The sequence below is a fragment of the Curvibacter sp. GW821-FHT01G03 genome, from assembly GCF_059422285.1.
Window position 1 is genome coordinate 29,402 of the sequence record NZ_JBWKWP010000031.1, and the last position, 19,265, is coordinate 48,666.

The window sequence follows — 19,265 nt, forward strand, 5'->3', positions numbered from 1 at the left end:
CTCAGGCCCCTTGTGGCGCATCGCCCGCGGGGCCGTCGGCCTCGGGGCGGGCCGGCTTGTCGCGCACGCTGCCGCGAACCAGGTCGAAGCGGAACAGGCGGCATTCGATGGGTCCGTTCCACATGGGCACCCGGCGCGACTCCTTGAGCCGCATGCGGCCGGGCAGCTTGAGGTCGGGGGTGAGCATCCAGGCCTGCCAGCCGGCGTAGTTCTTCTTCCAATGGCTCGCCAACTGCACGAAGAACTCGCCGCCGTCTTCGGTCTGGGCGGTTTCACGGCCGCCGCGCGGCTCGCGCTGGCTGGCGCGCTGCCCAGCCACACCAGCGGCCTCGATGCGCTCGCCGTAGGGGGGGTTGAGCAGCATCACACCGGGTTGTTCGCAAGGCGGCATGCGCTGCAAGGCATCGCCCCCGCGCAACTGCACAGCATGGGCGACACCAGCGCGTTCGGCATTGCGCTGGGCGAAGTCGACCATGCGGAAAGCCACGTCACTGCCAAACACAGGCACGGTGGGTGCCCGCTCGGCGGCCCGGGCCTCTCCCAGCAAGGCGTTCCAGACATGCGACTGGAAAGGCAGCAGTTTCTCAAAACCGAAGCGACGCTGGGCACCCGCGGCCATGTTGCAGGCCATCTGGGCCGCCTCGATGGCGATGGTGCCGCTGCCGCAGCAGGGGTCGTACAAGGGCAGCGGGACGTCGCCCAGCGGGTCCCAGCCGCTGGCGGCGATCATGGCCGCGGCCAGGGTTTCTTTCAGCGGCGCATCGCCCTTGTCTTCGCGCCAGCCGCGCTTGAACAAAGGCTCGCCCGAGGTGTCGATGTACAGGGTGGCGGTGTCGGTGGTCAGGTGGACGTAGATGCGCACATCGGGCCACTGGGTGTTCACATCGGGGCGCACCCCGGTTTTGTGGCGAAAACGATCGGCGATCGCGTCCTTGACCTTGAGCGCCGCAAAGTTGAGGCTGGTCAGCGGGCTGTGCTGGGCCGTGATTTCAATCTTGAAGGTTTGCCGGGTGGTGAACCAGATTTCCCAGGCCACGTTGCTGGCGGCCTCGTACAGATCCCGCTCGCTGCGGTAGCCGGTGTGGGACAACTGCACGAGCACACGCTGGGTCAGACGGCTGTGCAGGTTGAGCTTCATGGCGTCTCGCCAGGAGGCACGCGCCAGCACCCCACCCCGGCCGGTCAGCAGATCCTCCCCGGTGAGCCCTGTGATGCGGTGGACCTCGTCGGCCAGAAAGCCCTCGACGCCAGCGGCGCAGGGCATGAAAAGTTGCAATTGGTTCACGGTGATTCACTCCGGCACGACCGACGAACGCTGACCCAGGCGCCGCGCCGTGCGCAAGACAGGGTCAGAGGGCTTTTCTCAGGTTGGCAGGGGCGATGCGCAGCGCCTCGCGGTATTTGGCCACGGTGCGGCGCGCACATTCAATGCCCTGCTCCTTGAGCATTTCAGAAATCTGGTTATCGGACAAAGGCTTTTTCGTGCTCTCGGAGGCCACGAATTGCTTGATCAGCGCCCGCACCGCCGTGCTGGAGGCGTTGCCGCCGGTCTCGGTGCCCAGTGCCGAGCCGAAGAAGTACTTCAGCTCGAAGGTGCCGAACGGCGTGCCCATGTACTTGGCGGTGGTGACGCGGCTGATGGTGGACTCATGCAGGCCCAGTTCATCCGCGATCTCTCGCAGGACCAAGGGGCGCATGGCCAGTTCGCCATGCACGAAGAAGTTCTTCTGTCGCTCCACGATGGCGTTGGACACCCGCAAGATGGTGTCGAAGCGCTGCTGGATGTTCTTGATGAACCAGCGCGCCTCCTGCAGTCGCTGCTGCAGCGCCGCATGACCTTCGCCCTTGTGCGAGCGCAGGGCACTGGCATAGATGTCGTGCACCTTGAGGCGGGGCATGACATCGGCATTGAGCTGCACCCGAAAGCGCACCTGGGCCCCGCGCCCGATCTTGGTGACAATGACATCGGGCACGATGATGTTGCGTTCGACGTCGACAAAGCGGCGGCCCGGCTTGGGCTCCAGCCGGGTCAGCAGGCTGAGCGCGGCACGGATGCGCTCATCGCTTTCACCGCACAGTTGCTGCAGGCGCTTGATGTCGCGCCGGGCCAGCAGCTCCAGGGGCTGTCCGCACAGCTTGATGGCCACGTCGAGGGTGTCAGGCAGGATGTCATCGACACCCCCTTCATCGGACTGGAGCTGACGCAGTTGCAAGCTCAGGCATTCGCGCAGGTCGCGGGCACCGACCCCCACCGGCTCCAGGCTTTGCAGCAGACGCAGCGCCACGGTGAAGTGGTGCACCAACTCTTCCACCTGCTCCAGATCGTCGCCCGCCAGGCCACGGGCCAGGTCTTCCAGCGGGTCTTCAAGGTAGCCGTCGTCGTTGAGCGATTCGATCAGAAAGCGCAGCGCCGCCGAATCTTCGGGCGACAGGCGCAGCGCCAGGGCCTGGCGATGCAGGAACTGCTGCAGCGACTCCTGGCTGCGCGCCAGCTCGGTGGCATCCACTTCGCCGTCTTCGCCCAGGTTGTTGCGGCTGGGAGGCGCATCGCCGCCCCATTCGCTGTCATCGGGCGCCATCTCGACCTGGCCGTCGCCGTCCCAGGTGGGCTCGTCTTCGAGGGCACTGGACGCAGGTTCGACCTCTGCCGTGCTGGTTTCGGGGGTCGACGCCAGCTCTTTGGGCGCCGTGGCCGGCAGTTCATCGAAGGACGAGACCTCCTCGTCGCGAGCCGGTACATCGGCCTGCGCCAAACCGAACTCCTCGCGCGGAGCTTCTTCGGTGGAAAGCTCGAGAAAAGGGTTTTCGTCGAGCATCTGATCGACTTCCTGGCTCAGCTCCAGCGTGGAAAGCTGGAGCAGCCGGATCGATTGCTGCAATTGCGGCGTGAGCGCCAGATGCTGCGAAACGCGAAGCGATAAACCCTGTTTCATGCTCACATTCGAAAGTGCTCGCCGAGGTAGACGCGCCGGACATCGGCGTTCTCGACGATCTCGGACGGGGTACCCTTGGCCAGCACATGACCGTCACTGATGATGAAGGCGTGGTCGCAGATGCCCAGGGTTTCGCGCACGTTGTGGTCGGTGATCAATACACCAATGCCGCGCGACTTGAGAAACCCGACAATGCGCTGGATCTCGATCACGGCGATCGGGTCGATCCCGGCAAAGGGCTCATCCAGCAGGATGAAGCGTGGCTGGGTAGCCAGGGCCCGGGCGATTTCCACCCGCCGCCGCTCACCCCCCGACAAAGCCAGCGCAGGGGAGTCGCGCAGGTGGTCGACCCGCAGGTCTTGCAGCAAGGCGTCCAGCCGTTCAGCGATGATGGCCTTGCCCAGCGGGCGGCCTTCCTCGTCCTGCTGCAGCTCCAGCACTGCCTGCACGTTCTCGGCCACCGACAGTTTGCGGAAGATCGAGGCCTCTTGGGGCAGGTAGCTCAGGCCCAGGCGCGAGCGCCGATGGATGGGCATGTGGCCCACTTGCTGGCCATCCATGAGGATTTCGCCAGCATCGGAGCGCACCAGCCCGACGATCATGTAGAAAGAGGTGGTCTTGCCGGCGCCGTTGGGGCCCAGCAGGCCCACCACCTCACCTTTGTCCACCGAGAGAGAGACGTCCTTGACCACCTTGCGACTGCCATAGGCCTTGCGCAGGTGGCGCGCTTCCAGTCGGCTGGTCATACCTTCTGTCCGGTCCACAGCGCTCAAGGCTTGTCCCCCGACAGGGCGCCAGAGGGCCGCAGGGCCGGCGTCGGATTGGCCGGGCTGGCGGGTTCGGGGCGGGCCCCCTCCTGGGCTGCGGCATTGCGTGGCGACAGCATGGCCCGCACGCGGTTGCCCGATGGGGTGGCGGGGCTCACGTTTCGCGTCTGACGGGCACCATCCACATTGAAGACGTCGGTGATGTTGTCGTAGACGATCACGTCACCCGTGACCTGATCATTGAGGGTGGTGCCCTGGTAGCGTCGCAACTCGGCACGCTTGATGAACTTGACGTTGTCGGCTCGACCGTCGTACTCGATGGTCTCACCCTCGCCTTCGATGTACTCCTCGCCGCCATCCCGCTTCTGCCGAAAAAAGGCGCGCAGGCCGGGCTCGGCCGTCACCACCCCGTACTGGTAGCCCTCGGCGTCCTGGCGCACATCCAGGCGGGCACCGCGGATGATGATGGTGCCTTTGGTCATGACCACCCGGCCCGTGAACACGCTCACCTGCTTGAGATCATCGTGGCGCAGGATGTCCGACTCGATGTTCATGGGCTTGCTGCGATCAGCACGCTCGGCCCAGGCCAACGGGGCCAGCCCAAGGGCCAAGGCGATCAGCAATGAGGATACAAAAGCAGGTTTCATAAAGGCATGGTTCTTGCAATCGATTGTACCGATGCAGGTGGCCGGTTCGCTGGCGGGGGCAAGAAAAAGCCCGCACAAGGCGGGCTGCTTCGGCAAACGTTGAGCGATCAGCGCGACTTGCGTGCCTCTGCGATCAAGAAGTCCGTGACCTGCAGAGCCCGGGTCATGCCACCGGCCATGGTGCCGTCGGTGACAAAGCGACCCGCCACCCCCATGGCAGGCACGCCATCGAGCTTGTAGGCGTCCACGAGTTGCTTGGCGCGGGTGGCCTTGCCCGTGACCGAGAAAGACTTGAAGAACTCAGTGAACTTGGCCTTGTCCACGCCTTGCTTGGCCACCCAATCGATGATGGCGGCGTCCCCTACCACCTTGAGGTGCTCGGTGTGGATGGCGTTGAAGGCCTTGAGTTGCAACTCATCGACCTTGCCCATGGCTTCCAGCGCGTAATACATGCGCTGCTTGGGTTCGAAGTCAGCAAGGAAGGGCACCGGCAGGCGGCGGAAGACCACATCTTTGGGGAGCTTCTTGAGCCAGGCTTCCAGTTCGGGCTCGAAATGGGCGCAATGCGGACAGTTGTAGGAGAAGAACTCCAGCACCTCGATGCGATCGGCCGGGGCGTCCACCGGGGCGGCCGTGCTCAAGGCCACAAAGTCCTTGCCGGCCTTGAAGGCTGCCTGAGCCTGGGCCGGGGAACTGCCCAGCAGGCCCAGGGTGGCGGTGGAAGTGGCCGCCAGGGCCAGCGAAAAATCACGACGTTTCATCAGAAAGCCTCTTTCAAAAGGGGGTTCACGTCACTCAGAAGGCACGGACACCAAAAAGTTCACGATTTCATTCGGGACGACGGCGACGTCAGGGCTCAGCGCTGCACCCGCACCATGGTGGTGTCGAGTCCGGCATTGTCGAGTTTGTCCTTGATTCGCTCGGCGTCATCACGCTTGGAGAAGGGCCCCACCCGCACCCGGAACACGGTGCGGCCCGCCTGCTCGCGTTCGGTGACACGGGCCTCCCAACCCATCATGGCCAGCTTGGCCTTCTGGGTTTCGGCATCTTCGTTGGTGCGGTAGGCCCCCGCCTGAACGTAGTAATCAAAGGGATCGACGCCCGAACTGGCACTGGCCGACTTGGCCTTGGCCAGATCACCGAGCGGGTCCGATGAGGTGGCGGCCTTGGTGTCGCTGCCCTTGGTCACGGGTTTGACATCCGTGCGATCGGCCTTGTCAGCGCGTGCATCAGCCTTGTCGGGCTTGGCATCTGCTTTTGCGTCGGCCTTGCTGTCGGGCTTGGCATCCGCCCGGTTGTCAGACCGAGTGGCCTTGTCGTCAGCCTTGGCGGCGTCAGAGGATGCATCGGCCCCGACGGCGCCGCCAGAAGACTGGCGAGCCGGGTTCTTGCCGTACAGCGGCGAGTTGGGATCCCAGTCCTTGTTCTTGCGCGCCTCGGCGGCGTCCTGGTCGGCCGAACGGGTCTGGCCTTTGTTCAGGAAGGGCACCGGCACCTTGGTCACATAGACCGCCACGGCCAACGCCACCCCCAAGCCCAGAACCAACCCGAGCACCAGACCCAGAAAGGTCCCGCCGCCTTGTCTTTTCATGTTGTCGCTCACATTTTCGAAGGTGCCGATACGCCCAGCACAGCCAGGCCATTGTGCAGCACCCGGGCCGTGGCCGCGACCAGCGCCAGACGCGCCAGCTTGACCGGCTCGTCATCCACCAGGATGCGCTCGGCATCGTAGTAGCTGTGATAGCTGGCGGCCAGGTCGCGCAGGTAAAAAGTCACGTCATGGGGTGCAAAATCTTGCGCGGCCGCCGTGAGCATGTCGGGGTACTTGGCCAATTGCAGCATCAGCGCCTGGGCCTGGGGGCCTTGGAGCGGCGACAGGTCGACGCCAGCCAGCGAGGCCGCATCGCCGCCCCAGGCGGTCAGCACCGAACAGATGCGGGCGTGAGCGTACTGCACGTAGTAGACCGGGTTGTCGTTGTTCTGCGCCAGGGCCAGGTCGATGTCGAAGATGTACTCGGTGTCCGGCTTGCGTGACAGCAGGAAAAAGCGGACGGCATCCTTGCTGGTCCATTCGATCAGGTCGCGCAGTGTGACGTAGCTGCCAGCGCGCTTGGAGATCTTGACTTCTTCACCCCCACGCATCACCCGCACCATGGTGTGCAGCACGTAGTCGGGGTAGCCCTGGGGAATGCCCACGTCAGCCGCCTGCAAACCGGCGCGAACCCGGGCAATCGTGCCATGGTGGTCGGTGCCCTGGATGTTGACCACCTTGCCGAAGCCCCGTTCGAACTTGGTGATGTGGTAGGCCACATCGGGCACGAAGTAGGTGTAGGTGCCGTCGGACTTGCGCATCACGCGGTCCTTGTCGTCCCCGTAATCGGTCGACTTGAGCCACAGCGCGCCGTCTTGCTCGTAGGTTTTGCCCGCGGCGATCAGTTTGTTGACCGCGGCCTCCACCCGGCCGCTGGTGTACAGGCTGGACTCGAGGTAATAGTTGTCAAACTTCACCTGGAAGGCCTTGAGATCCAGGTCCTGCTCATGACGCAGGTAGGCCACGGCGAACTGGCGGATGCCGTCCAGATCGTCGGCATCACCGCTGCCGGTGAACTCACGGTCGTCCGACTTGACGGTCTTGCCGGCCAGGAAGTCGGTGGCGATGTCGCCAATGTAGTCGCCGTTGTAGGCCGACTCGGGCCAGCCGGCATCACCGGGCTTGAGGCCCTTGGCACGGCACTGGGTGCTGTTGGCCAGGGTCTGGATCTGCACGCCGGCATCGTTGTAATAGAACTCGCGCCAGACGTCCCAGCCCTGGGTCTGGAACAGGTTGCAGATGGCGTCGCCCAGCGCCGCCTGGCGTCCATGGCCCACATGCAGGGGGCCGGTCGGGTTGGCCGAGACAAACTCGACCAGCACGCGCTCGTTGCGTGCCGCCTGCCAGCCAAACTGATCTCCTGCCTCAAGCACCTCGCGCACCACCTGCTGCTTGGCTGCAGGCTTGAGGCGGACGTTCAGAAAGCCCGGGCCCGCGATCTCGATGGCATCGACCCACTGCGCCCAGGCGGGGGTGGCCATCAAGGCGGACTTGAGGGACTCAGCCACCTGACGCGGGTTGAGCTTGAGGGGCTTGGCCAACTGCATGGCCGCCGTGCAGGCGAAATCGCCATGGGCCGCCACCTTGGGCGACTCGAAGACCGCCTTGGGACCAGCACCGGGGGAAAGTTTCTCGAGCTCGGCCGCCAGCGCAGCGAGCAAATCGTGTTTGACAGAAAGCATGGCGTGATTTTACGGGGCGGTGCCCGAACGGCACGGGCACCTGGGTGCATGGAGACCAGAAGAGCGTGGTTTAAGCGTCGAATTCGGGTCTGGGAGCCGCCGGCATCCCACCAGCCCAAGGGAGATTGCAACATGTTCAAAGTGTTCTCGATGACAGGTGCGGCTCTGCGCCCCGCCCTCCAAGCGGCTGCGCCGTCACCCACTCGAACCCGATGGGCCACCTGGGTGCGCGCCAGCGCCCTTGGCGTCGGGCTGGCGCTGAGCCTGGCAGGCCAGGTGGCGCTGGCCCAGGGCAAGGCCGCCGAAGCAGGCGATGGTGCACAGGCCAAGCCGCAAAACCGGATGTCGCGCTGCAGTGCCGATTTCAAGGCCACCGGCCGCCCGGGCAGCGAGCGCAAAGCCTACATGAGCGAATGCCTGCGCAAGCCCAAAAAGGCCTCCTGACCCCGGAGCCGCCCCCGTGGGGCTGCCGACCGCCACGCCGCTGATCGATAATCGCGGCCATGCTTGATCGAGCCACCACCACCCCGTCCATTTCCTGCGTGATGCCGGCCTACAACGAGGCCGGCAACCTGGGCCGCTTTGTGCCCCAGGTCTTGGAGGCCTTGCGCGCCCTGTCCCCCCAGGTGGAGGTGGTGATCGTGAACGACGGCAGCCGTGACCAGACGGCCGCCGCCGCGATCGAATTGACACGCCAGCACCCGGAAGTGGTGCTGATCGATCTGTCGCGCAATTTTGGCAAGGAAGCCGCTCTGACGGCCGGCATGGAAGCCGCCCGCGGTGAAGTGGTGATCCTGATGGATTCGGATGGCCAGCACCCGGTGTCGCTGATGGCCCAGATGCTGCTTCGCTGGCGCGAGGGCATGGACGTGGTGTACGCCGTGCGCAAGACCCGCGACGACCAGACCCGGCTGCACGCCAACCTGGCCGGTTTGTTCTACACCCTGGTGAACCACAACAACCGGGTGAAAATTCCGCCCAATGCCGGGGATTTTCGACTCATGGACCGGGCCGTGGTCGAAGCCATCAAGACGCTCCCCGAGCGCAACCGCTTCATGAAGGGCCTGTATGCCTGGGTGGGCTTCAACAGCACCGCCCTTGAGTACGAGCCCCTGCCGCGCACTGATGGCCAAAGCAGTTTCGGCCTGCGCAGCGCCGCCTCGCTGGCCCTGACGGGCCTGGTGGCGTTCTCGTCCTTGCCTTTGCGGACTCTGGCGGTGGTCGGGCTGCTGATCTCGCTGGCCTCGCTCAGCTACGGCCTGTGGGTGGTGGTGTCCTATTTTGTGTACGGCATCGACGTGCCGGGCTACGCCACCCTGGCCGCCGGCATGATGCTGCTCAGCGGTATCCAGATCCTGTCGATCGGCGTTCTGGCCGAATACATCGGGCGCATCTACGAAGAGGTGAAGCGCCGCCCCACCTACCTGATGAAGGCCCGCCACGGCCAGGGGCTGCCGCCTCCTCAGGCCTGAGGACTTCTTGGCCTGATCAGCGCCGGCAAGAAGCCAGGCCCTCACCGGCCGCCGTGCTCGGGCTGCGGTACAGAACCCAGGCTTGTCCTTCGAAGACCGTCGTGAAGCCGGTGATCTCGAACCCTCGGGGTGCCACCACCCACTGACCCGGTTTCTGAGTGGCTTGTGCCAGGGCCTCCGGCCCCATGAGCACGCCTGCGGCCTGTTGATCGAAATCAGCCCCCTCAAACAACTCACGGCGCCAGTTGTCACCCGCCTCGCGGCGCTGCAGCGCCCAATCCTGGATCACGACCATGGCCCGTGGCAGGCGCGCCACGAAAGGCAGGTCGTAGGGAAAATCACCCGCAGCCAGCACGGTGTCACCGGGCGCCATTTGGCAGGCCAGCACGGCAGCCACATCGGCGCTGCCCCGGCGCTCGGTGTAACGGGCGGCGGCCACTTCGACCCCACACGCCACCAACAGCGCCAAAGCCAGCAAGCCCCCAAAGTACCGCCCGGCATGGGGTCGCCGGGCCAGCGTCTGCTCAAAGCCCAGGGCGGCCAGGAACGCCAGAGGAGGCATCACGGGCAGGGCATAGCCGATCAATTTGGAATGTGGCACCGAGAAAAATCCGATGATGGCCACCAGCCAGATCCAGGCCAGTGACACCCAGGGGCCCAGGCCTGCGGGCAAGGGCCAGGCCCGGCGCCGCAACCAGGCCAGCACCTGGGGGAGCACCAGGAAGGTCCAGGGAAACATGAGCAGGAACAGGCCTGCCAAGTAGAACCACCAGGGGCGCCCGTTGTTGAATGTGGTGGCGGTGTAACGGTTGAACTGCTGATCGCCGAACAGGTAGGCCAACAGCCCCGGCGCCTGGCGCTCGGCCAGCACAAACCAGGGCACGGCGATCAGCCCGAACAAGGCCAGCCCGCTGACCCAGGGCAATCGGAGCACCTTGTGCCACTGCCGGGTCTGGAACAACCAGATGAACAACACCAGTCCGGGCAACACCAGGCCGATCAAGCCCTTGCTCAGCACCCCCAGGCCGCAGGCGACAAAGCCTGCACGGGCCAACCAGGCATCTGGAACACGCTCACTGGATTGCACAAAGGCCATCGCAAAAGCCCAGATCGCGACGCCGATCCAGCAGGCGACCAGCATGTCGTGGTTGATGTACTGCCCGCCGATCAGAAAAGCCAGGCTGCTGCCCAGCACCCAGGTGGCGCGCTGGGCCAAACGCTCGCTGCTGTGCCCAGGCAGCGCCGGGATGCGGCGTAGCGTCAGGTACATCACCAGCAGCATCAGCCCGGCATGCAGGGCCGGCCCCAGGCGGGCCACCCAGGCGTGCACGCCCAGCACGGCCATCAGGCTGGCGTTGAGCCAATGCAGCAGCGGCGGCTTGTGGAAAAAGGGAATGCCGTTGAGCCGCGGAATGATCCAGTCACCGCTTTGCAGCATCCAGCGCCCGATGTCGCCATAGCGGCCCTCATCAGGCACGGCCAGGGGGCGCAGGGCCGCCAGCACCAGCAGCAAGCCCCACAGAAAGGCCAGCCCGGCCCAGGATTTTTGTCGTTCAGTCACGGTAGGTTCCGGCAGGATGGGGCACCGAGCTCAGGGCACGGACGCCAAAAGAGTTTGACCCCGCGCGAGTTGCACCTGGGCCTGCTGCAGTGCAGCCGCGAAATCAGGACCGGACAGGTAGGTCCATTCGCGCAGTCGAGCGGGCCCGATCTCGTCCCCGGGCTCGGCCGCCCGCGCGGGGTGGCACATGATGAGACACGCTTCGGGGGCGTCGGCCAGCCAGCGCGACATGCTTTGGGCATAGCCGGCCACATCGGACTGGAAATCGTCGATGCCCGACAGAAAAGGCGCCACGGCCAAGCCACGGGCACGGGCCAGGCGCTGCAGGGCGGCAGCGCCCATGCCGGCGATCACACGGCCCTTGAGCCCGCCTTGCCAGGCGACCGGACGCGAGATGCGCAAATAGGGACGCGGGCCGGTGGCATAACGCTGAGCCAGGACATCGACCACCGCCTGGCGAAGGCCAGGGAATTGCTGCACATGTTGATGGCCATCCACATGGTCGGGGGGGGCGCCCCAGTGTTGCTCAAAGCGGTCCAGTTGGCGCAGCACCTCCGCGCGGACCTGCGCAGCAGGCAGCCCGGGCCAGCAACTGCGGCGCATCAAAGCCCCCAGCGGGGCACCGTGGCCGGCGGCCAGGGCGAATTCGCTGGTCCAGTCCAGGTGCAGACCAACGTCGATGCGGCCACGCCAGGCGGCCAGCCCAGCGGCATCCGCGGCCCAGCGCGGAGACAGCGTCATGACGCTGGTGGCGCTGAGGCGACCGGCCTCGACCAGGGCCACGATGCCGCGCGACACGCTCTCGTTGAGGGCGTAATCATCGGCACAGAGGATGACAGACTTCATCGTGGCCTCACCAGCCCCGAGCCCAGAACACCGCAATCACCGGGATGATGGGAAACAGATGCGCCTGCCACATCACCAGACGCCGCACCCGGCGCACTTCGGCCGCGTCGGGCAGCGCCCCAGTGGCGCGGTATTCACGGCGCCACCGGCGGAACGCGAGGCTGGGCGAAATGGACAGCAGGCCCATCAGGGCAAACAGCCCGAGCTTCAGATGCAGCAGGGGCTGCGGCGCATACCAGGCCGCGCCCTTGATGCCCAGGAACACCCTGGCCAGGCCAGTGATCAACACCAACGCGGCGGCCAGCCCGTAAATCAGATCCAGCCGGGGCAGGCGTTCGACCACTGCGGCATTCAGCCATTCGGGGCGGCACAGGGCGGCTTCGCTGGACAGGAACACCACCAGGGTCAGGATGGCCAGCAGATGAAGGCTGGCCAGCAGGGCTTCGAGGGTCATGGAAAGGTCTTTCTCCAGCCCAGGGCCGGCCCACGCCTCAGGGGGCGGCAGGCAGCGGAAAGGTCAGGACACCTTCCAGTAATCGGGCTGGCCGTAATTGTGCTTGAGGAAATCGATCCAAAGGCGGACGCGCAGCGGCAGGTGCTTGCGTTGTGGAAAGACGGCGTAAATACCGTTGGGCGGCGCAGCAAACTCGTCCAGCAAGGTCACCAGGCGGCCTTGGGCAATTTCGGTTTCGACCTCCCAGGTGCTTCGCCAGGCCACGCCGTAGCCGGCCAGACACCAATCGTGCAAAACCTGCCCGTCCGAACAGTCCAGGGGACCGCCCGGCTTGAGGTGCACCAACTCGAAGCCGCTGTCCTTCGGCAATCGGAAGGCCCAGCCGCGGGTCTGTGAGGCATCACTCGACAAGGTCAGGCAGTCAAAGCGGGAGAGTTCAGAGGGGTGCTGCGGGGTGCCGTTGCGCTGCAAGTACTCAGGCGTGGCCACGCACAAGCGCCGGTTGTCGGCCATTCGCACGCTGACAAGAGAGGAGTCGGGCAGATCGCCCACCCGAACCGCACAGTCGTAGCCCTCGCCCGCCAGATCGACCACTCGATCGCTGAGATTGAGGGAGATCGTGACCTCGGCATGCTGAGCGCGAAAGCGCGGCACCAGGGGAGCGACGTGCCGGCGGCCGAAGCCCGCTGGCGCCGTGATGCGCAAATGCCCGCTGGCCTTGACGCCCCCGGCACTGACGCTGGCCTCGGCATTGGCCACGTCAGCCAGCACACGCTGGCAGTCCTCCAAAAAGGCGCTGCCTTCGTGGGTGAGGGTGATGCGGCGAGTGGTCCGCATGAGCAGTTTCACGCCCAGGCGCTCTTCCAGGGCGTCCAACCGGCGCCCCATGATGGCAGGCGCCACTCCCTCGGCATTGGCCGCGGCGGTCAGACTGCCCCGGGTGGCCACCGACACAAAGGATTCCATCTGCTTGAGTTTGTCCATGGGCCTCAGATTACGTTACAAAAAGTCAAAATCTCAGACGAAAAAACCCTCATTACCCTCAAATTCAATTCGAATTTGACACGGCATGCCAGACAAGCTCGCTCGATGGGGATGTGCAGGCCTCTGACGTGGAACGCATCAGCCCCACAGATTACATCTTAATTTGTCACAAATAAATCTATTTTCAAGTTATTAATGTTTACTCAAGTGTGGAATAAAGTCTGGGCATGGACAAACGCCGCGCCCAACCTGCCTCCGCCTTTGGCACGCCCAAGGCGGTGCTGTTTGACGCATTCGGCACTTTGTTTGACGTCTACAGCGTGAGCCTGCTGGCCGAACAACTGTTTGCTGGCCAAGGGGATGCCCTGAGCCGGCTGTGGCGCGACAAGCAAATTGAATACACCCAGTTGCTGACCAGCGATGGTGGTGGCCACTACCAGCCTTTCTGGGCCTTGACCCAGGCGTCGCTGCGCTATGCCGCAGCCCAACTGGGCCTGCTGCTGAGCGACGCACAAGAACTGCAACTGATGAACCAGTATCGCGCCTTGAGCGCCTTTCCTGAGAACCGGGAGGTCCTGCAGGCACTGAAGGCGCAGGGGATCACCACGGGCATCCTCTCCAACGGCGACCCCGAGATGCTGGCCGTGGCCGTGCGCAGCGCCGGGCTGGCAAACTGGCTGGATCACATCATCAGTGTGGACGCGGTACGCCGCTACAAGCCCCACCCCGACACCTATGCCCTGGGCCCCAAGGCCACCGGCGTGGCCGTGCGCGACACGCTGTTTGTCAGTGGCAACAGCTGGGACGCCCTGGGGGCCACCTGGTTCGGCTACAACACGCTGTGGGTGAACCGGCATGACCGGCCCCCGGAGCAGATTGGCCCGCCCCCCAGCCGGACCGGTACCAACCTTCAGGCCGTGCTGTCCTTTTTTCCGTCGGGGTGATGCCCCGCCTGCCCGGAATGCACCGGGGTCGATGGCACCTTCATTTTTGTTTTTTGTTCATTTGCCTGACTTCACTTTCAACTCAAGGACCTCATCATGACCGCACGCACCCACGTTCACGGCCTGCAAGTCGCCACCACGCTTTACGACTTCGTCAACGAACAAGTTCTGCCGGGTACCGGCGTCAGCAGCGAAACGTTCTGGCAAGGCTTTGACGCCATCGTTGCCGATCTGGCCCCCAAGAATGTGGCCCTGTTGGCTGAACGAGACCGCCTGCAGACCGAGCTGGACTCCTGGCATCAGGCTCACCCAGGCCCCATCACCGACATGCCGGCCTACCGCGCCTTCCTGGAAAAGATCGGCTATCTGGCCGCACAACCCGTGCAGGCGCAGGCCACCACCACCAACGTGGACGCTGAGCTGGCCCTGCAGGCAGGGCCTCAGCTGGTGGTGCCCATCCTCAACGCACGCTATGCACTCAACGCCGCCAACGCACGCTGGGGCAGCCTGTATGACGCGCTGTATGGCACCGACGCCATTCCCGAAGCCGATGGTGCCGAAAAGGGCTCGGGCTACAACCCGGTGCGCGGCGCCAAGGTGATTGCCTTTGCGCGCCAGGTGCTGGACACCTCGGCCCCCCTGGCCAACGGCTCCCACAAGGACGCCGTGGCCTATCAGGTGGTGAATGGGCAACTGCTGGTCAAGTTGAGCACCGGCAGCGACAGCCCGTTGCAGGACACCGCGCAATTCGTGGGCTACCAAGGCGACGCAGCCAACCCCAGCTCCATCCTGCTCAAACGCAACGGCAACCATCTGGACATCCAGATCAATCGCAGCACGGCCATTGGCAAGAGCGACGCGGCCGGCGTGAGCGATGTGGTGCTGGAAGCGGCGCTGTCTACCATCCTTGACCTGGAGGACTCGGTGGCCGCAGTGGACGCCGACGACAAGGTGCTGGCCTATAGCAACTGGCTGGGCATCCTGAAAGGCACGCTGACCGAGGAAGTGAGCAAGGGCGGCAAGAGCTTCACCCGCGGCCTGAACCCGGACCGCGTCTACACCGGCGCCAAGGGCGGTGAAGTGCGCCTGCATGGCCGTTCGCTGATGTTCCTTCGCAATGTGGGCCACCTGATGACCAACCCGGCCATCCTGTATGGCAACGGTCAGGAGATCCCGGAAGGCATCATGGACGCCGTGGTGACCACGGCGATCGCGCTGCACGACCTGCAAGGCCATGGCGCCAATGGCATCCGAAACAGCCGCACCGGCAGCGTCTACATCGTGAAGCCGAAGATGCACGGCCCGACAGAAGTGGGTTTCGCCAGCGAATTGTTCAGCCGCGTCGAGAAGTTGCTGGGCCTGCCTGACAGCACCGTGAAGCTGGGCATCATGGACGAGGAGCGCCGCACCAGCGTCAACCTGAAGGCCTGCATTGCGGCCGCCGCCAGCCGTGTCGCGTTCATCAACACCGGCTTCCTGGACCGCACAGGTGACGAGATGCACACGGCCATGCGCGCAGGCCCGATGCTGCGCAAGGGCGACATCAAAGGCAGCGCCTGGATCGCCGCCTACGAACGCCGCAATGTGCTGATCGGCCTGCAATGTGGCCTGCGTGGTCGCGCCCAGATCGGCAAGGGCATGTGGGCCATGCCGGATCTGATGGCTGCCATGCTGGAGCAAAAAGTCGGCCACCCCAAGGCGGGCGCCAACACGGCCTGGGTGCCCTCGCCCACTGCGGCCACCCTGCATGCCCTGCACTATCAGCAGATCAACGTGGCGCAGGTGCAATCGGACATCGAGCAATCGGGACAAGACCCCGAATCGCTGATGAACGACCTGCTGACCATCCCGGTGGCGGCCCAGGCCAACTGGAGCGAAGCCGACAAGCAGCAAGAACTGGACAACAACGTGCAAGGCATTCTGGGCTACGTGGTTCGCTGGGTGGACCAGGGCGTCGGCTGCTCCAAGGTACCCGACATCCACAACGTGGGCCTGATGGAAGACCGTGCCACTCTGCGTATCAGCAGCCAGCACATTGCCAATTGGTTGCTGCATGGCGTGGTCACGGAAGCCCAGGTGCGCGAGACCTTTGCACGCATGGCCGCCGTGGTGGATGCCCAGAACGCAGGCGATCCGCTTTACATCAGCCTGGTGGCCAACCCGCAAGGCGCTGCTTTCCAGGCCGCTCTGGACTTGGTGTTCAAGGGCCTGGTGCAACCCAGCGGCTACACCGAGCCGCTGCTGCATGCCTGGCGCCTCAAGGTGAAAGCAAAAGCTTGAGCCCTTGCCCTTGACGGGGCATGCATCTTGATCGGGGCACCTTGGGGTGCCCCCTTTTTTTGGCGCTCACGCCTGCCAGGCCTGGCACACAGAAGCGCACAATGCGGTGATATGACTGAGAGCCTGCCACCCAAGCCCTTCCGCGCAGATCTGTGCCCTTTGTGCGGTCAGCCGAACGAATGCGGTGCCTGCCAAGGCAATGCCTCTGCCTGTTGGTGCATGAGCACCCCCATTGGGGCTGATGCGCTGGCGCGCCTGCCGGCCGATGAGCAAGGGTTGCGCTGCATCTGCTCGCGATGTGCACAAGGCACGCAAGCAATGGGTGGCGAGCGCATCACATCGGTGGCACATGACGGAGAGCAGATTTAGCCGAATCACCCGGGTGGCGCATTCCTTCTATGATTTGACTCTTTCGAAATCCTAGCGAGTCGCAAGATGCCCACTTATCACGTGGAAATGATGGAAGGCCGTTCCATCGAACACAAAAAGAAGCTTGTGGCAGAGCTCACCCGCGTGAGTGGGAAGGTTCTGGGTGGGGCAACGGAATCGGTCGATGTGATCATCACAGAGGTCCGGCGCGACAACTGGGCCACCGGCGGCAAGCTGTGGTCTGAAGCCCGTATTTGAGCGACCAGGAGCACGGATGTCTTCTCCTCTCGCGAATGCGGGCGAACTGCATACCCAGGCCTTGCGCGAACGCTATGGGGAACGTTACCGCTGGCTGCTGCTGTTGTCCGTGATGATCGGCACGATGGCATCCATCATGTCGTCCACCATCGTCAATGTGGCGATTCCGGCGATGAGCCACCATTTCTCATTGGGGCAAGAACGGGCCCAATGGGTGAGTTCGGGCTTTATGGTGGCGATGACCGTGTCCATGCTGACCACCCCCTGGTTGCTGGCCCGGTATGGCTATCGAAGGACTTACTCAGGTGCTGTGGCACTGCTTCTGCTGGGCGGCGTTGTCGGTGGCTTTGCCCAGGTCTACCCATTGGTGTTGGGCGCCCGCGTGGCGGAAGGCCTGGCAGCGGGCATTGTTCAACCGATCCCAGCCATCATCATCCTGCGTGCCTTCGCGCCCCATGAGCAAGGGCGTGCCAGCGGCATTTTCGGCATGGGGGTGGTGCTGGCACCAGCGATCGGCCCCAGCATCGGTGGGATTCTGGTCGACCTGTTCGGGTGGCGCTCCATTTTCTTCATGGTCGTGCCTTTCTGCCTGGCGTCTTTGTGGATGGCACATCGTTTCGTACCGACCACCGCACCAGGTGGCGTGGCAGCCAACCGCGATGGCGCGGGATTGGACTGGCGTGGCTTGCTGCTGGGCAGCGTGGGCACCTTGTGCCTGCTCAACGGCTTGGTCGATTTACGAGGTGGGTCAGGCTTGCAGGCAGCGATGCTGTTGGTGGCGGCCCTTGCGTCCTTGTTCCTTTTCATTTGGTGGGAACGTCGCATCGCCAAACAGGGGGGAGAGGCGTTGATGAACCTCCATCTGTTCAGTTACAGGCAATTTGCCATGGGCAGTATCGTGGCGGTGATCTACGGTACCGCTTTATTCGGATCCACCTACCTGCTGCCTGTCTACATGCAATTGGCACTTCATATTTCGGCCTCACACGTTGGAACGATCTTGCTGCCCGCCGGCTTTGTGCTCGCGGCGACCATTGCCGTGGTAGGACGCATGGCAGACAAGCAACCAACCTATTTGCTCGTCAGTGTTGGGTTGGCACTACTGGCCGCATCCTTTGCGTTGATGATGGGACTGACCCTTGAGTCCGCCCTGTGGCAACTGGCTCTGCTGGCCGTCCTCGGGCGGATCGGACTGGGCTTCATCCTCCCCTCATTGAACCTGGGAGCCATGCGGCCCTTGTCCAAGGCGCTGATTCCGCAAGGGGCGAGCAGCATCAATTTCTTGCGAATGCTGGGTGGTGCTGCCGGTGTCAGTCTGTGCGGCATCGTGCTCGAATGGCGATTGGCAGCTCACGGAGATTCGTTGAGCAATCCTGTCACCAGCCCCGCCCGCGTGGCGGCCTTCGATGAGGTTTTTATGCTTCTGGCAGCTTTGTGCATGTTGGCCATGGCGGCCGCATGGCAACTGCGTGAAGGCCGCGATGCCATGAACAACAAGATTCCAAAGGACCAATGATCCATGTGTCAATTGCTGGGCATGAACTGCAACGTCCCGACCGACGTGACATTCTCCTTTTCAGGTTTTTCTCAACGAGGCGGACGCACTGATCATCACTCTGACGGATGGGGCATCGCATTTTTTGAAGGGCGTGGGCTGCGTCACTTTGTGGATCACGAGCCCGCAGCAGAGTCCGCCATCGCGCAACTGATTCGACGCTACCCCATCAAAAGTCGCAATGTCATTGCTCATATACGCAAAGCCACGCAAGGTGCGGTGAATCTTCAGAACTGTCATCCTTTCGTGCGAGAGCTATGGGGGAGGTATTGGGTTTTTGCCCACAACGGCGACTTGAAGAACTTCTCACCCAGGTTGCACAGCCATTTTCGTCCGGTTGGGAGCACGGACAGTGAGTTGGCCTTCTGCTGGATCATGCAAGAACTTGCCAAATCACACGCCAACGTCCCCTCTGTGGAAGAACTGACCATCACTTTGCGTGAGTTGGCGCCTCGAATTGCCAAACACGGCACATTCAATTTCCTGTTGTCGAACGGGGAGGCGCTCTGGGCTCACGCCTCGACTCGCCTGCACTACCTCGAGCGTGCGGCGCCCTTCGGACAATCCACGCTGGCAGATGACGACATCAGCATTGATTGGACGACCTGCACATCACCCGACGACCGCGCGGCGATCATCGTGACAGAACCCTTGACCCGAGACGAATCATGGGTCGAGTTCCATCAGGGAGAACTGAAGGTGTTTGTCGAGGGTTTGGCCGTAGCTTAAGGGGCTGTTGAGGCTCCGCGGGGTCAGGAATGACTGCCAAGCGCATTATCAAGAGGCTGATAGGCATCAGAGACGATGACGAAGGGCCTGCAATGCTCCAGAAGTTGTCGTTGCATTCGAAGGGGCGTCCGAATTGCAAACGGTGCCGGCACTGAGGCATCCGAGGCTGAGCAAGGGTTGGACTCATTTCTGC

At 63.7% G+C, this 19,265-nt stretch carries 19 protein-coding genes; 8 read left to right on the forward strand and 11 right to left on the reverse strand.

Translation table 11 applies throughout. The annotated features are described in order from the left end of the window. Nucleotide 1 precedes the first annotated feature (1 nt). From AC07VS_RS27685 to argS, 7 genes are all read right to left on the reverse strand, one after another. On the reverse strand, nucleotides 2–1,285 hold the full coding sequence (locus AC07VS_RS27685) for a THUMP domain-containing class I SAM-dependent RNA methyltransferase (RefSeq protein ID WP_494752568.1): 1,284 nt from the start codon (nucleotides 1,283–1,285) through the stop codon (nucleotides 2–4). Nucleotides 1,286–1,349: 64 nt separating this feature from the next. Next, nucleotides 1,350–2,933 carry an RNA polymerase factor sigma-54 gene (locus AC07VS_RS27690; protein ID WP_494752569.1) on the reverse strand — a complete coding sequence of 528 codons (1,584 nt, stop codon included), beginning with the start codon at nucleotides 2,931–2,933 and terminating at the stop codon, nucleotides 1,350–1,352. Nucleotides 2,934–2,935: 2 nt separating this feature from the next. Continuing rightward, complete coding sequence (gene lptB, locus AC07VS_RS27695; RefSeq protein WP_492350411.1) at nucleotides 2,936–3,679, reverse strand: LPS export ABC transporter ATP-binding protein; 744 nt, start codon at nucleotides 3,677–3,679, stop codon at nucleotides 2,936–2,938. A 23-nt stretch (nucleotides 3,680–3,702) separates the two neighbouring features. Then, a complete protein-coding gene (lptA, locus tag AC07VS_RS27700) occupies nucleotides 3,703–4,347 on the reverse strand; it encodes a lipopolysaccharide transport periplasmic protein LptA (protein WP_492350410.1) in 645 nt (214 codons plus the stop codon). 107 nt (nucleotides 4,348–4,454) lie between these two features. After that, on the reverse strand, nucleotides 4,455–5,108 hold the full coding sequence (locus tag AC07VS_RS27705) for a thiol:disulfide interchange protein DsbA/DsbL (protein WP_492350409.1): 654 nt from the start codon (nucleotides 5,106–5,108) through the stop codon (nucleotides 4,455–4,457). A gap of 95 nt (nucleotides 5,109–5,203) precedes the next feature. Further along, a complete protein-coding gene (locus tag AC07VS_RS27710) occupies nucleotides 5,204–5,938 on the reverse strand; it encodes an SPOR domain-containing protein (protein WP_492350408.1) in 735 nt (244 codons plus the stop codon). An 8-nt stretch (nucleotides 5,939–5,946) separates the two neighbouring features. Next, the gene (argS, locus tag AC07VS_RS27715) at nucleotides 5,947–7,620 is read right to left on the reverse strand and encodes an arginine--tRNA ligase (RefSeq protein ID WP_492350407.1); all 1,674 of its coding nucleotides are present in this window, start codon (nucleotides 7,618–7,620) and stop codon (nucleotides 5,947–5,949) included. A gap of 132 nt (nucleotides 7,621–7,752) precedes the next feature. Here argS and AC07VS_RS27720 point away from each other — a divergent pair, with 132 nt between their 5' ends. Next, a complete protein-coding gene (locus AC07VS_RS27720; RefSeq protein ID WP_492350406.1) occupies nucleotides 7,753–8,064 on the forward strand; it encodes a PsiF family protein in 312 nt (103 codons plus the stop codon). Between the two features lie 59 nt (nucleotides 8,065–8,123). After that, nucleotides 8,124–9,092 carry a glycosyltransferase family 2 protein gene (locus AC07VS_RS27725; protein WP_492350405.1) on the forward strand — a complete coding sequence of 323 codons (969 nt, stop codon included), beginning with the start codon at nucleotides 8,124–8,126 and terminating at the stop codon, nucleotides 9,090–9,092. A gap of 16 nt (nucleotides 9,093–9,108) precedes the next feature. On the opposite strand, the gene AC07VS_RS27730 is transcribed toward AC07VS_RS27725, so the two are convergent. The 4 genes from AC07VS_RS27730 to AC07VS_RS27745 form a co-directional block, all read right to left on the reverse strand. Then, nucleotides 9,109–10,653 (reverse strand): ArnT family glycosyltransferase, encoded by a 1,545-nt coding sequence (locus AC07VS_RS27730; protein WP_492350404.1) that lies wholly within the window; start codon nucleotides 10,651–10,653, stop codon nucleotides 9,109–9,111. Between the two features lie 30 nt (nucleotides 10,654–10,683). Then, nucleotides 10,684–11,499 (reverse strand): ChbG/HpnK family deacetylase, encoded by an 816-nt coding sequence (locus AC07VS_RS27735; protein ID WP_492350403.1) that lies wholly within the window; start codon nucleotides 11,497–11,499, stop codon nucleotides 10,684–10,686. 7 nt (nucleotides 11,500–11,506) lie between these two features. Next, nucleotides 11,507–11,953 carry a DUF2214 family protein gene (locus AC07VS_RS27740; RefSeq protein ID WP_492350402.1) on the reverse strand — a complete coding sequence of 149 codons (447 nt, stop codon included), beginning with the start codon at nucleotides 11,951–11,953 and terminating at the stop codon, nucleotides 11,507–11,509. A 63-nt stretch (nucleotides 11,954–12,016) separates the two neighbouring features. Continuing rightward, nucleotides 12,017–12,937, reverse strand: coding sequence for a LysR family transcriptional regulator (locus tag AC07VS_RS27745; protein WP_492350401.1), 921 nt, complete (start codon nucleotides 12,935–12,937; stop codon nucleotides 12,017–12,019). A gap of 227 nt (nucleotides 12,938–13,164) precedes the next feature. Here AC07VS_RS27745 and AC07VS_RS27750 point away from each other — a divergent pair, with 227 nt between their 5' ends. The 6 genes from AC07VS_RS27750 (at nucleotide 13,165) to AC07VS_RS27775 (ending at nucleotide 19,072) form a co-directional block, all read left to right on the forward strand. Then, complete coding sequence (locus AC07VS_RS27750; protein ID WP_492350400.1) at nucleotides 13,165–13,881, forward strand: haloacid dehalogenase type II; 717 nt, start codon at nucleotides 13,165–13,167, stop codon at nucleotides 13,879–13,881. 96 nt (nucleotides 13,882–13,977) lie between these two features. Next, nucleotides 13,978–16,161 (forward strand): malate synthase G, encoded by a 2,184-nt coding sequence (locus AC07VS_RS27755; protein WP_494752570.1) that lies wholly within the window; start codon nucleotides 13,978–13,980, stop codon nucleotides 16,159–16,161. A 111-nt stretch (nucleotides 16,162–16,272) separates the two neighbouring features. Beyond that, nucleotides 16,273–16,530: a cysteine-rich CWC family protein gene (locus AC07VS_RS27760; protein ID WP_494752571.1), complete on the forward strand. Its 258-nt coding sequence runs from the start codon at nucleotides 16,273–16,275 to the stop codon at nucleotides 16,528–16,530. Between the two features lie 66 nt (nucleotides 16,531–16,596). Beyond that, nucleotides 16,597–16,788, forward strand: coding sequence for a 4-oxalocrotonate tautomerase (locus tag AC07VS_RS27765; protein WP_494752572.1), 192 nt, complete (start codon nucleotides 16,597–16,599; stop codon nucleotides 16,786–16,788). Between the two features lie 16 nt (nucleotides 16,789–16,804). Continuing rightward, nucleotides 16,805–18,304 carry an MFS transporter gene (locus AC07VS_RS27770; protein ID WP_492350396.1) on the forward strand — a complete coding sequence of 500 codons (1,500 nt, stop codon included), beginning with the start codon at nucleotides 16,805–16,807 and terminating at the stop codon, nucleotides 18,302–18,304. 3 nt (nucleotides 18,305–18,307) lie between these two features. After that, complete coding sequence (locus tag AC07VS_RS27775) at nucleotides 18,308–19,072, forward strand: class II glutamine amidotransferase (protein WP_492350395.1); 765 nt, start codon at nucleotides 18,308–18,310, stop codon at nucleotides 19,070–19,072. The last annotated feature ends 193 nt before the right edge of the window (nucleotides 19,073–19,265 follow it).